The organism is Pseudomonas sp. S8, from assembly GCF_050473925.1.
GTDB lineage: Bacteria > Pseudomonadota > Gammaproteobacteria > Pseudomonadales > Pseudomonadaceae > Aquipseudomonas > Aquipseudomonas parakoreensis.
In genome coordinates this window covers 1,388,810-1,401,670 of record NZ_JBFDVZ010000016.1, presented here as the reverse complement: position 1 = coordinate 1,401,670, position 12,861 = coordinate 1,388,810, and the positions used below count along the sequence as shown (strand labels likewise).

Here is a 12,861-nt window from a genome sequence, read left to right as displayed (position 1 = left end):
TGCGGCAGCTCCTGCAGTGGGATCAAGGGTGTTTGCTGAAGCGTTGGACGAGCTTCATGACCACCACGAAAAACAACGGCACAAAAATCACCGCCAGGGTCGCCGTGATCATCCCGCCGATTACCCCGGTACCGATCGCCTGCTGACTCGCCGAACTGGCACCGGTGGCGATGGCCAAAGGCACCACGCCAAGGATGAACGCCAGCGAAGTCATGACAATCGGTCGCAGACGCAGGCGCGCGGCTTGCAACGTCGCGTCGATCAGGTCGTGGCCTTCGTCATACAGGCTCTTGGCGAATTCGATGATCAGGATCGCGTTCTTCGCCGACAGACCAATGATCGTGATCAGCCCGACCTTGAAGAACACGTCGTTGGGCATGCCGCGCAAGGTTACCGCCAGCACCGCACCGAGTACGCCCAGCGGTACCACCAGCAGCACCGAGGTCGGAATCGACCAGCTCTCGTACAGCGCCGCCAGACACAGGAACACGATCAGCAGCGACAGGCCGAGCAGGATCGGTGCCTGACTGCCGGACAACCGTTCCTGCAGCGACAGCCCGGTCCATTCCTGACCCAGGCCTTTCGGCCCTTGGGCGACCAGTCGTTCAATCTCTGCCATCGCTTCACCGGTACTGTGCCCCGGCGACGGTTCGCCAGAAATCGCAATCGCCGGGTAACCGTTGTAACGGGTCAGTTGCGCCGGGCCTTGGGTCCATTTCGCCTGGACGAACGCCGACAGCGGCACCATGTGCCCGGCGTTATTGCGCACGTGCATTTTCAGCAGATCATCGACCTGACTGCGCTGATCGCCTTCGGCCTGGACCACCACCCGCTGCATGCGCCCCTGATTGGGGAAGTCATTGATGTAGGAAGAACCCACGGCGGTGGACAGCACGTTACCGATGTCGGCGAACGACACACCCAGCGCGTTGGCCTGCTTGCGGTCCACTTCCAGTTGCACCTGCGGCGCTTCGGCCAGCGCGCTTTCGCGCACGTTCATCAGGATCGGGCTTTTCTCGGCGGCGGCGAGCAATTCGGTACGCGCCTGCATCAACGTCGCGTGACCGAGACCGCCGCGATCCTGCAGACGGAATTCGAAGCCGCTGGAAGTACCGAGACCGTCAACCGGTGGCGGCAATACCGCAAACGCGATGGCGTCCTTGATCTGGCTCAGGGCGATGTTGGCGCGGTCGGCAATCGAAGTGGCCGAATCGTCGCTGCCGCGTTCCGACCAGTCTTTCAGGGTGGTGAACGCCAGTGCCGCATTCTGCCCGCTACCGGAGAAACTGAAGCCGAGAATCACCGTGCTGTCGCCCACCCCCGGTTCACTGGCGTTGTGCGCCTCGATCTGCTCGACCACCTGCACCGTACGGTTCTTGCTCGCGCCCGGCGGCAGCTGGATATCGGTGATGGTGTAACCCTGATCCTCGACCGGCAGGAACGAGGAGGGCAGCCGCGCGAAGCACAACCCCATGCCGATCAGCAGCACGCCATAGATCAACAGATAACGTCCGCTGCGCTTCAGCGCGTAACCGACCCAGCCTTGATAGCGATCGGTCAGTTGCTCGAAGCGGCGATTGAACCAACCGAAGAAGCCGCTCTTTTCATGATGCTCGCCCTTGGCAATCGGCTTGAGCAGCGTGGCGCACAAGGCAGGCGTCAGCGTCAGGGCCAGGAACGCCGAGAACAGGATCGACGTCGCCATCGACAGCGAGAACTGCCGGTAAATCACGCCCACCGAACCCTGCATGAATGCCATCGGAATGAACACCGCCACCAGCACCAGGGTAATGCCGATGATCGCCCCGGTGATCTGCTTCATCGCTTTGCGCGTGGCGTCTTTTGGCGACAAGCCTTCGGTGGCCATGATCCGCTCGACGTTTTCCACCACAACGATGGCGTCGTCCACCAGAATGCCGATCGCCAGCACCATGCCGAACATGGTCAACACGTTGATCGAGAAACCCAGCGCGAGCATGGTGGCGAAGGTGCCCATCAGCGCCACCGGCACCACCAGCGTCGGAATCAGGGTGTAGCGAATGTTCTGCAGGAACAGGAACATCACCGCAAACACCAGCAGCATCGCTTCGCCGAGGGTGTAGACGACTTTGGTGATCGAGACTTTGACGAATGGCGAGGTGTCGTAGGGAATCTTGTATTCGACGCCGGCCGGGAAGTAGCGCGACAGCTCGTCCATCTTCGCCCGGATCAACGTGGCGGTCGCCAGCGCATTGGCCCCCGGGGCCAATTGCACGCCAACAGCGGTGGACGGCTTGCCGTTCAGACGCGTGCCGAACTGGTATTCCTGACTGCCGATCTCGACCCGCGCCACATCGCCGATGCGTACGGTAGAACCATCGGGGTTGGCCTTGAGCACGATGTCGGCGAATTCTTCCGGCGTCGACAACTGACCCTTGACCAGAATGGTCGCGGTGATTTCCTGCGTAGACGGATTGGGTAAATCGCCAATACTGCCTGCCGATACCTGGGCGTTCTGCGCGACGATGGCGGCGTTGACGTCGGCCGGGGTCAGGTTGAAACCGATCAGCTTCTGCGGATCGATCCAGATCCGCATCGCGCGTTCAGCGCCGTACAGTTGGGCCTTGCCGACGCCGTCGATGCGTTTGATTTCGTTCATCACATTGCGCGCCAGGTAATCGCTGAGCGCTACGTCATCGAGTTTGCCGTCGCTGGAGGTCAGGGTGATCAGCAGCAGGAAGCCGGCGGAGACTTTCTCCACCTGCAGGCCTTGCTGATTGACCGCTTGCGGCAGGCGCGACTCGACCACTTTGAGGCGGTTCTGCACATCAACCTGGGCCAGTTCCGGGTTGGTGCCCGGCTGGAACGTGGCCTTGATCGTCGCGCTGCCGAGGCTGCTCTGCGATTCGAAGTACAGCAGGTGATCGGCGCCGTTGAGCTCTTCTTCGATCAGGCTGACCACGCTTTCATCGACGGTTTGCGCCGAGGCACCGGGGTACACCGCATAGATTTCGATTTGTGGCGGCGCGACGTCGGGATACTGCGCCACCGGCAATTGCGGGATGGCCAGCGCACCGGCCAACAGGATGAACAGGGCGACAACCCAGGCGAACACCGGGCGGTCGATAAAGAACTGCGGCATAGAAGAGCGTCCTGCTTACTGACCAGAAGTCTGGGCAAGGGGAAGAGGGGTGTCGTCGATCTGCACTTTTTCGCCGGGACGGGCGTGTTGCAGGCCTTCGATGACAATACGGTCGCCGGGCTTGAGGCCGCCGGTGACGATCCAACGGTCGTTTTGCACTGCGCCCAGTTGCACCGGTTGCTGCGCCACGCGCATCTGCTCGTCGACAGTCAGCACCTGAGCGATACCTGCGCTGTCACGTTGCACCGCACGTTGCGGTACGGTGATGCCGTTCTGCACGGTCGCTTGTTGCAGGCGTACGCGGATGAAACTGCCCGGCAACAGGTCGAGATCGGGATTGGGGAACTCGCTGCGCAGGATGATCTGGCCAGTGCCTGGATCGACCGTGATGTCGCTGAACAGCAACTTGCCCGGTAACGGGTAGAGACTGCCGTCATCCTGAATCAGCGTGGCCTTGACCTGATCCTGACCGACTGCCTGCAACTGCCCGGAGCGGAGCGCGCGACGCAGTTCGTTGAGTTCACGGGTCGACTGGGTAAGGTCGGCGTAGATCGGATTGAGTTGCTGGATCAGCGCCAGTGGCGTGGTTTCGTTCTGCCCGACCAGCGCGCCTTCGGTAACCAGAGCACGGCCGACTCGGCCGGAAATTGGCGCGGTGACGGTGGCGTAGCCGAGGTTCAGCTTCGCGCGTTCCACTGCAGCTTTATTGGCGGCCACATCGGCGGCGGTTTGCCGGGCATTGGCGCGGGCGTTGTCGTAGTCCTGAGCGCTGATGGCCTTGTCGTCGATCAACTGCGCGTAGCGCTGCTCTTGCAACTTCGCCTGAAAGGCGTTGGCCTCGGCCTTGCGCAGCGCGGCTTCGGCGCTATCAAGATCAGCCTTGAACGGTGCCGGATCGATGCGAAACAGCACGTCGCCCTTTTTCACGTCGCTGCCTTCACGAAAGGTTCGTTGCAGCACCACACCGGCGACCCGGGCGCGTACTTCGGCGATGCGCGGTGCAGCGATGCGCCCGCTCAGTTCACTGCTGATCGACAGGGGGCGGGCCTCGATGGTTTCGATACGCACGGTGGCCGGCGGCGCTTCTTCTTCGGCCTTCGAAGACGAATCACAGGCGCTCAGCAACGACGCAACAGCGATCAGGCCGAGCCCGGCCAGAAGTTTTTTCGACATGTACCACCCCCAATATTGAAGCCCGCATCCTAAGGCCAGACGCCGAGGGTAGCGGTGAAGCTTTGTAGGCGCTGTGTGAAATTGTGTAAGGGTTTTACTCAGGGACGGGTGAGGGCGTATATCCTTTACGCCTTGAATTCTTTTGTGACGGTTGGACCGCTTTCGCCAGCAGGCTCGCGCCCACACAGGTTTTGTGAACGAGGCAAAATCGATGTGGGCGCGAGCCTGCTCGCGAAGAGGGTCTGACATCCACCACAGCAATATCTGGAACACCCTCATGCCCAACATCCTCCTGGTCGAAGACGACACCGCCCTCGCCGAACTGATTTCCAGCTACCTGGAGCGCAACGGCTATTCCGTCAGCGTGATCGGTCGTGGTGACCATGTGCGTGAACGGGCACGGATCAATCCGCCGGACCTGGTCATTCTCGACCTGATGCTGCCGGGGCTCGACGGCCTGCAAGTCTGCCGTCTGCTGCGGGCCGATTCGGCGACGCTGCCGATCCTGATGCTGACCGCCCGCGACGACAGTCACGATCAGGTGCTGGGCCTGGAAATGGGCGCCGACGATTACGTCACCAAGCCCTGCGAGCCAAGGGTTCTGCTGGCCCGGGTGCGCACTTTGCTGCGACGCAGCAGCCTCGGTGAACCGATGACGGTCAATGACCGCATCGTCATGGGCAATCTGTGCATCGATTTGTCCGAGCGCACCGTGACCTGGCGCGGGCAGCCGGTAGAGCTGTCCAGTGGCGAATACAATTTGCTGGTGGTGCTGGCCCGGCATGCCGGTGAAGTGCTGAGCCGCGATCAGATTCTGCAGCGCCTGCGCGGCATCGAGTTCAACGGCACCGATCGTTCGGTGGACGTGGCGATTTCCAAGCTGCGGCGCAAATTCGACGACCACGCGGGCGAGGCGCGCAAGATCAAGACCGTGTGGGGCAAGGGGTACCTGTTCAGCCGTTCCGAATGGGAATGCTGAGCTGATGTTCAGAATCCTGTTTCGCCTGTATCTGGTGACGATCGTCTCCTACAGCGCGGCGATCTATCTGGTGCCGGATCTGGTGATCATGGCGTTCCGCGAGCGCTTCATCACTTATAACCTCGACTATTCGCGGGGCCTGCAATCGCTGATCACCCGTCAGTTTCACGCGGTGCCACAGGACCAGTGGCCAGCCTTGGCGCAGTCGATGGACAAAGACTTCCAGCCGCTGCACATCGTTCTGGCGCGCATCGACGACGCCGGTTTCACCGCCCCCGAGCAGGCGCGTTTGCGCCGTGGGGAAAACGTGGTGCGCATTGGCGATTGGGGATGGCGCACGTTGGCGGTCACGCCGCTGAACGACGATGTCGCGGTGCAAATGGTGGTGCCGCCGGATCCGCTGGACGTCAATCTGTTGTACTGGAGCATCAACGTGCTGATCGGCGCGACCATGCTCGCCTGCCTGCTGTTGTGGATTCGCCCGCACTGGCGTGATCTGGAGCGCCTCAAGGGGGCCGCCGAACGCTTCGGTAAAGGCCACTTGAGCGAGCGTACGCAGATTCCCGCCAGCTCCAACATCGGCAGCCTGGCCAATGTCTTCGACACCATGGCCGGCGATATCGAGGATTTGCTCAACCAACAGCGCGACCTGCTCAATGCGGTGTCTCACGAATTGCGCACGCCGCTGACCCGTCTGGATTTCGGTCTGGCCCTGGCACTGTCCGATGATTTGCCGGCGACCAGTCGCGAGCGCCTGCAAGGGCTGGTGGCGCACATTCGAGAACTGGATGAACTGGTGCTGGAATTGTTGTCTTACAGCCGCCTGCAGAATCCGGCGCAATTACCGGAACAGGTTGAGGTTTCGCTGGATGAGTTCATCGACAGCATTCTGGGCAGCGTCGATGAAGAGCTGGAATCGCCGGACATCGTCATCGACGTGCTGCTGCACGGTCAGCTCGAACGCTTCACGCTGGATCCGCGCCTGACCGCGCGGGCGATCCAGAACCTGCTGCGCAATGCCATGCGCTATTGCGAAAAACGCATTCAGATTGGCGTGCAGGTCAGCCCTGATGGCTGCGAGATCTGGGTCGACGATGATGGGATCGGTATCCCGGATGACGAACGGGAGCGAATTTTCGAGCCGTTTTATCGCCTGGATCGCAGCCGCGACCGTGCTACCGGTGGTTTTGGTCTGGGCCTGGCCATCAGCCGCCGGGCGCTGGAGGCGCAGGGCGGGACACTGACGGTGGAAAGCTCGCCGTTGGGTGGGGCGCGGTTCAGGTTGTGGTTGCCCACTGCAAGCTGAGCATCAACCCACTGTAGGAGCTGTCGAGTGAAACGAGGCTGCGATCTTTTGATCTTGTTCTTGAAATCAGAATCAAAAGATCGCAGCGTGCCGCAGCTCCTACAGGGTCAGATGAGTTGGTTCGACTGAATCAAGCCAACCCCGGCCGTCTGCATCCGCTCCATGGCCGTCGCCAGTGAGCCCTCCATATCAATCGCGCGACAGGCATCCAGCACCACAAACGTATTGAACCCCGCCGCCCGCGCGTCCAGCGCCGAGAACATCACACAGAAATCCAGTGCCAGACCAACCATGTACACCGTGTCGATACCGCGTTCTTTCAGGTATCCGGCCAGCCCGGTGGTGGTGCGCCGGTCCGCCTCGAGAAACGCCGAATAGCTGTCGATGTCCGGGTTGCAGCCTTTGCGGATGATCAGTTGCGCATGAGGCAGTTTCAGGTCGGGGTGAAACTCGGCACCGGCGCTGCCTTGCACGCAATGATCCGGCCAGAGGGTCTGCTCGCCGTAGGGCAACTGAATCACCTCATACGGTTGGCGCCCGGGGTGACTGGAGGCGAATGACGCGTGGCCGCTCGGGTGCCAGTCCTGGGCAATGATCACTTGTTTGAACAGGCCGCTGAGGCGATTGATCAGCGGGACGATCAGATCGCCCTCGGGTACGGCCAACTGGCCGCCTGGGGTGAAGTCGTTCTGCACGTCAATGACCAGCAGGGCGCTGCGGGGTGAAATCTGCATCGGTGGTTCCTCCTTGGATAATCACTCGCTCAGCATAGTGGCAGCGACTCTCATGCGCTCAACCGTTCGATCAAGCGCCTGGCCAGATCTTCCAGTTCCGGCGCCGGGTTGTGCCCGATCAACATCCACGCATGCTCACCTTCGGTCCAGTACACCACGTTCATTTCATGGCGCCGTTCGTGCGCCAGTGGCCGGCTGCCGCTATTGGAGCGGGTCACGCACAAGGCCAGCGGCCCATGCCTGGCGTCCAGATAGGTCAGTTGCGCAATCGGTACGCCGTCGTACTCGAGCATTTGTGCACGTTTGAGTTCGGCGCCCGGCAACTTCAGCAGCGCCGGTGACAGCTTCAGACCGAGCCGCGCGTCAACCGCACGCAATTGCGCGCGTTGGCTGGCTTCGTCGCCCGGCAAATGATCAAGCGTTTGCGGCACATACAGCGCCATATAGTCGCCCACCAAGGCGCGCCAGTTATGCGCCTGCTGTGACTGCCAGGCGAGAAACAGGCGATCGGCCAACACGCCGCCCGCCAGCAGACTCGCGGCGGCCGCACCGATGAACCAGCGTCGACTCAGGCCCGGCCGCTGGGGGGCGGGGATGGCATCGAGGCGCGCCTGCAAACGTTCCAGCGGTGCCTGTTGCGCCAGTTCGTCATAGGCATCCTTGTACGGCAGGCTGCTGCGTTCAAACCATTGCACGCGCAGGCTGAGCAACGGGTCGTCGGCAATTGCGCTGTCGAGCTGATTGCGATACGCCGGGTCCAGCTCATGATCAAGGTAGGCCACCAGTTGTTCGTCGGAGGGCTTGTTCATGGGCGGTCACCTCCGGTGGTTTTCGGCACGGCTTGCAGCGGCGGGTATTCGGCCAGTTTCAGCCGCGCGGTGGCCAGACGACTCATCACCGTACCGATCGGCACTTGCAGGATCTCGGCGACTTCGCGGTAGGACAGGCCTTCGACGTAAGCCAGGTATACGGTCTCGCGCTGGGTTTCCGGCAACGCATCGACCCGGCGAATCACCTGCGCCGCCATGACGTGGGTTTGTGCGGCGTATTCGCCGTCGAAGGCCAGTTGCCCGTCGGCATCGACCTGACCTGTGCCCTGACGCACCCGGCGGGCGCGCACTTCATTGAGCCAGATCGAATGCAGGATGCTCAGCAACCAGCGATCCATGCGCGTGCCGGCCACATATTGCCCGGCACGTTCCAGCGCCCGCACGCATGTGGCTTGCACCAGATCCTCGGCCACGTGCCGATTGCGCGACAGCAGCAGGCCGTAGCGCCACAGTCGCGCCAGATGCTGTCCGAGTTCCGCTCTGAATGCCTGATCGCTGACGATGATGGCGTTCCTTTATCTGTTTCAGGTTTTCGATAAATCGTGGATGGCTTCAGCCAGGTCCTGGTATTCCTCGCAAGAGGTTCCGCAAATCGATTTGATCTGCTGCAACTGCTCCTGCGCCAGGTCGACGCGGCCTTTGATTACATAGGCTTCGCCGAGGTATTCACGCACTTGCGCGTACTGCGGATCGAGTTTCACCGATTGCAGGTAATAGCCGATGCCTTCATCGGTACGCCCCAGTTTTCGCGTGGCGTAGCCGCGATAGTTGAGGGCTTTGGCGGTGTTCGGTTGTTTGAGGGTGTCGAGCAGGGCCAGGGCTTCTTCGTATCGACCGTCCTTGGCCAGTCTGTAGGCGTAATCGGTACGGTCGGCATCCGGCACGGCACGGCTGGTCTGCATCACGCATTTCTGCGATTTGCTGTCCCAGACCTGGCCTTTGGGGCAATTGGGTTTCTGCACGGGCGCACTTTCATCACCGTTGGCAAACGCCATCGATGCAGACAGCGCGGTCACCAGCAGCAACGGGGCGGCGAACATAACGGAACGGATAGTCATGGGCAAGGCTCCACAGAGGGTTATGTTTCACTTTGAACACCACAGCACGGCATTTTATTCATTGCTTTGTCAGGCTCTGTTCAAGGTAAGCGCAAATTGTGGCGTTATGCTCAAGAACGCCAGCCGTCCATCCAGCGCCTGACGATGCCACCGCACTGCCATACGAGGAACTGCCATGAAAGATCAGGTCCATCACTCCGCTGCTGCCGGCTACAAGACTGCCGCCGACACCTACATCAAGGGCCGCCCGGACTACCCGCCGCAGGTCAGCCAGTGGTTGACCCAGACGTTGGGTCTGGACAGTCACAAGACGGTCATCGATCTGGGTGCCGGTACCGGCAAGTTCACCGGCCGGCTGGTGGCGACCGATGCACAGGTAATCGCCGTGGAACCGGTGGCGCAGATGCTGGAAAAACTTTCCGCCGCCTGGCCGCAGGTGCTGGCGGTGAGCGGTACGGCGACCGATCTGCCACTGCCGGATGCGTCGGTGGATGCAGTGGTCTGCGCGCAGGCGTTTCACTGGTTCGCCACGCCCGAGGCCTTGAGCGAAATCGCCCGGGTGCTCAAGCCCGGCGGCAAGCTTGGCCTGATCTGGAACCTGCGCGACGCGCAAGTCAGTTGGGTGCCGAAACTCGATGCTATCGTTAACGCGCTGGAAGGCGACACGCCGCGTTACTACACCGGCCAATGGCGTCAGGTGTTTCCGCATCCGGCGTTCGGGCCGCTGCAATTGCAGCAGTTCCACCATGGACATACCGGCTCGCCGGAGGACGTGATTTTCAATCGGGTGCGCTCCACCAGTTTCATTGCCGCGTTGCCGCAGGCGCAGCGGGACAAGGTCGATGAGCAGATTCGCGCGCTGATTGCCTCGGAGCCGGCGTTGCGTGGGCGGCATGTGCTGACGGTGCCTTATGAGACGGCGGCGTATGTGGCGGTGAAGGTCAGTTAGATTTTTTGCTGCACATACAAAACCCTGTAGGAGTTGCCGCAGGCTGCGATCTTTTGATCTTGAAAGTCAAAAGATCGCAGCCTGCGGCAGCTCCTACAGGGATGAAGGCGCGCCAGCATTTTTTGTGGGAGTCAGTCCCGCATTTGGCCGAACCGCCATCGTGATGCCTTGTTATAGTTCGGGCCTCATTTTCTGCCCGGTAAAGGATCACTGCCATGACTCAATACACCGCCTTCAGCGTCGAACTGGCCGACAACATCGCGCACGTGCAGATCAATCGTCCGGAAAAGATCAACTCGATGAACGCCGCGTTCTGGAGCGAGATCGTCGAGATTTTCCAGTGGATCGATGACACCGATGAAGTGCGAGTGGTGGTGCTCAGCGGCAACGGCAAACACTTTTCCTCCGGCATCGACCTGATGATGCTCGCCGGCGTCGCCAACGAACTGGGCAAGGACATCGGCCGTAACGCACGCCTGCTGCGGCGCAAGATTCTCACCCTGCAAGCCTCGTTCAACGCCGTCGACAACTGCCGCAAACCGGTACTGGCGGCGATTCAGGGCTATTGCCTCGGTGGTGCCATCGACCTGATCGCCGCCTGCGACATGCGTTACGCTGCCGAGGACGCGCAATTCTCGATCAAGGAAATCGATATCGGCATGGCCGCCGATGTTGGCACTTTGCAACGGTTGCCACGGATCATCGGTGACGGCATGCTGCGTGAACTGGCTTACACCGGTCGTACGTTCGGTGCCGATGAAGCGCGCAGCCTCGGTCTGGTCAATCGCGTTTATGCTGACAAGGACCTGCTGCTTGAAGGCGTGATGGACATTGCTCGCGACATCGCCCGCAAATCGCCCATCGCGGTCACCGGTACCAAGGAAATGATCAGCTACATGCGTGACCACCGCATAGACGACGGCCTCGAATACGTTGCCACCTGGAACGCCGCCATGTTGCAATCCACCGACTTGCGCGTGGCCATGGCCGCCCATATGAGTAAACAGAAACCCGAATTTCTGGATTGAGAAACCATGACAGCTCGCTGGACCACTGCAGTACTGGACACCGATCAACCCGGCGGCTGGGCCGTTGCGCGCAGCCCCGAAGGCTTTCTGTTCGATGACAACGGCGCGCTGTTCCCCCGGGAATGGCTCAAGCGTCAGGACTTGTCGATCCTCGCCGAGCATGGCATTGGCCATCTCGATGGCGAGCCGGTGTATCTGCTGGAGCTGCACAGTCACAGCGAAGTGCCTGGCTGCAACTGGAAGGGGCTGCGGGCGTTCATGCTCGATGGCGATCACACCGTCTACAAGGTGTTGGGTTATGCCGCGCAGATCGGCACCTGGGCGCGCGAACATCGCTTCTGCGGCAACTGTGGGCAGGCGATGATCCAGGTGCCGAGGGAGCGGGCGATGTATTGCCAGCCGTGTGAGCTGCGCAGTTATCCGCGGATCTCGCCGAGCATGATCGTGCTGGTCACCCGTGGTGACGAGATCCTGCTGGCGCGCTCACCGCGTTTCGTCACCGGGGTCTACAGCACGCTGGCCGGGTTTGCCGAGCCGGGCGAGTCGGCCGAGGATTGTCTGATTCGCGAGGTGCGCGAGGAAGTCAGCATCGAGGTGAAGAACATCCAGTACATGGGCAGTCAGTGCTGGCCGTTCCCGCACTCGATGATGCTGGGCTTCCATGCCGAATATGCCGGTGGCGAGATCGTCTGCCAGGAAGACGAGATCGAAGACGCCCAGTGGTTCAACGTGCACGATCTGCCGCCGTTGCCGGCGTCAAAATCGATTGCCCGTTACCTGATCGACGTCTACGTGGCGCGCCGTTTAGGCCACGCTGAACCAGTGTTGCCAGGCTAGGCGCACGGTCAGGCCCAGCACCACGGTAATGAACACCGGACGAATGAACTTGGCGCCGCCGCTGATCGCGGTGCGTGCCCCGAAGAATGCGCCGACCATCACCGACAGGCCCATGCTCAGGCCGATGATCCAGTCCACTTGCCCGGAAAACATGAACACCGACAGCGCCGCAATGTTGCTGACGAAGTTCATGCTGCGCGCCACACCGCTGGCCTTGACCAGGTCGATGGGGTAGAGCAGCAGGCTGCTGACGGTCCAGAACGCACCCGTGCCGGGGCCGGCCACGCCATCGTAGAAACCGAGGCTGAAGCCTTGGCTCGATTGCCATTTCTTCTTGATTGGCGCGTCGCTGTCCAGCGGCGCTTTTGGCGTACCGCCGAACAACAGATAGAGGCCGCAGGCGAAGACGATCACCGGCAGCATCTTGTTCAGCCATTCCGCCGGCAGGTAATGGGCGACGATCGCGCCGGTCAACGCCCCGACCAGGGTGCCGACGATCGCGTGCATCCACTGCCGAGGATGGAACAGTTTGCGTCGGTAGAAGGTGAAACTGGCGGTGGCCGAGCCGAAGGTCGAACTGAGTTTGTTGGTGCCCAGCACCAGGTGCGGCGGCAGCCCGGCAGTCAGCAGCGCGGGCGTGGTCAGCAGACCACCGCCGCCGGCGATGGCGTCGATGAAACCGGCAATGAAAGCGACAAGGGCCAGAACGGCCAGGGTAGTGAGGTCAACGCTGAGTTCGAAAGGCATGGAATCGGCTTGTGTGGCAGGAAGGAACGGGGCGTCATCATAGCCCGTAACACAGGCCTCCTGCGACACGGATCAGTTGCCGTCATGGGCGTCGGGATT

General features: G+C 61.3%; 12 protein-coding genes. 5 read left to right on the top strand and 7 right to left on the bottom strand.

Annotated features, from left to right (window positions below; genetic code table 11):
* Positions 1-22: 22 nt before the first annotated feature.
* Together AB1J88_RS07560 and AB1J88_RS07555 are read right to left on the bottom strand one after the other, a co-directional pair.
* Complete coding sequence (locus AB1J88_RS07560) at positions 23-3,121, bottom strand: efflux RND transporter permease subunit (protein ID WP_108182657.1); 3,099 nt, start codon at positions 3,119-3,121, stop codon at positions 23-25.
* Positions 3,122-3,136: 15 nt separating this feature from the next.
* Complete coding sequence (locus AB1J88_RS07555; protein ID WP_430290660.1) at positions 3,137-4,294, bottom strand: efflux RND transporter periplasmic adaptor subunit; 1,158 nt, start codon at positions 4,292-4,294, stop codon at positions 3,137-3,139.
* 277 nt (positions 4,295-4,571) lie between these two features.
* Here AB1J88_RS07555 and AB1J88_RS07550 point away from each other — a divergent pair, with 277 nt between their 5' ends.
* Together AB1J88_RS07550 and AB1J88_RS07545 are read left to right on the top strand one after the other, a co-directional pair.
* Entirely contained in the window at positions 4,572-5,273 is a 702-nt protein-coding gene (locus AB1J88_RS07550; protein ID WP_041063735.1) for a response regulator transcription factor, read from the top strand.
* Between the two features lie 4 nt (positions 5,274-5,277).
* Positions 5,278-6,579: an ATP-binding protein gene (locus AB1J88_RS07545; protein WP_430290659.1), complete on the top strand. Its 1,302-nt coding sequence runs from the start codon at positions 5,278-5,280 to the stop codon at positions 6,577-6,579.
* 107 nt (positions 6,580-6,686) lie between these two features.
* On the opposite strand, the gene pncA is transcribed toward AB1J88_RS07545, so the two are convergent.
* The 4 genes from pncA to AB1J88_RS07525 form a co-directional block, all read right to left on the bottom strand.
* Positions 6,687-7,313 carry a bifunctional nicotinamidase/pyrazinamidase gene (gene pncA / locus AB1J88_RS07540; protein WP_108182660.1) on the bottom strand — a complete coding sequence of 209 codons (627 nt, stop codon included), beginning with the start codon at positions 7,311-7,313 and terminating at the stop codon, positions 6,687-6,689.
* Between the two features lie 50 nt (positions 7,314-7,363).
* Positions 7,364-8,122 carry an anti-sigma factor family protein gene (locus AB1J88_RS07535; protein WP_430290658.1) on the bottom strand — a complete coding sequence of 253 codons (759 nt, stop codon included), beginning with the start codon at positions 8,120-8,122 and terminating at the stop codon, positions 7,364-7,366.
* Positions 8,119-8,577: a sigma-70 family RNA polymerase sigma factor gene (locus AB1J88_RS07530; protein ID WP_430292673.1), complete on the bottom strand. Its 459-nt coding sequence runs from the start codon at positions 8,575-8,577 to the stop codon at positions 8,119-8,121. Before AB1J88_RS07530 ends, AB1J88_RS07535 begins: the two co-directional genes overlap by 4 nt.
* A gap of 90 nt (positions 8,578-8,667) precedes the next feature.
* Positions 8,668-9,201: a tetratricopeptide repeat protein gene (locus AB1J88_RS07525; protein WP_430290657.1), complete on the bottom strand. Its 534-nt coding sequence runs from the start codon at positions 9,199-9,201 to the stop codon at positions 8,668-8,670.
* Positions 9,202-9,376: 175 nt separating this feature from the next.
* On the opposite strand from AB1J88_RS07525, the gene AB1J88_RS07520 reads away from it, so the two are divergent.
* The 3 genes from AB1J88_RS07520 to nudC all read left to right on the top strand — a co-directional run bounded on the left by AB1J88_RS07520 (position 9,377) and on the right by nudC (position 12,015).
* Positions 9,377-10,150 (top strand): class I SAM-dependent methyltransferase, encoded by a 774-nt coding sequence (locus AB1J88_RS07520; protein WP_430290656.1) that lies wholly within the window; start codon positions 9,377-9,379, stop codon positions 10,148-10,150.
* A gap of 215 nt (positions 10,151-10,365) precedes the next feature.
* Positions 10,366-11,178, top strand: a complete 813-nt coding sequence (locus AB1J88_RS07515; RefSeq protein ID WP_430290655.1) for a crotonase/enoyl-CoA hydratase family protein — start codon at positions 10,366-10,368, stop codon at positions 11,176-11,178.
* Positions 11,179-11,184: 6 nt separating this feature from the next.
* Positions 11,185-12,015 (top strand): NAD(+) diphosphatase, encoded by an 831-nt coding sequence (gene nudC / locus AB1J88_RS07510; RefSeq protein ID WP_430290654.1) that lies wholly within the window; start codon positions 11,185-11,187, stop codon positions 12,013-12,015.
* On the opposite strand, the gene AB1J88_RS07505 is transcribed toward nudC, so the two are convergent.
* A complete protein-coding gene (locus tag AB1J88_RS07505; RefSeq protein WP_222019259.1) occupies positions 11,983-12,762 on the bottom strand; it encodes a TSUP family transporter in 780 nt (259 codons plus the stop codon). The genes nudC and AB1J88_RS07505 overlap by 33 nt on opposite strands.
* Positions 12,763-12,861: the final 99 nt, after the last annotated feature.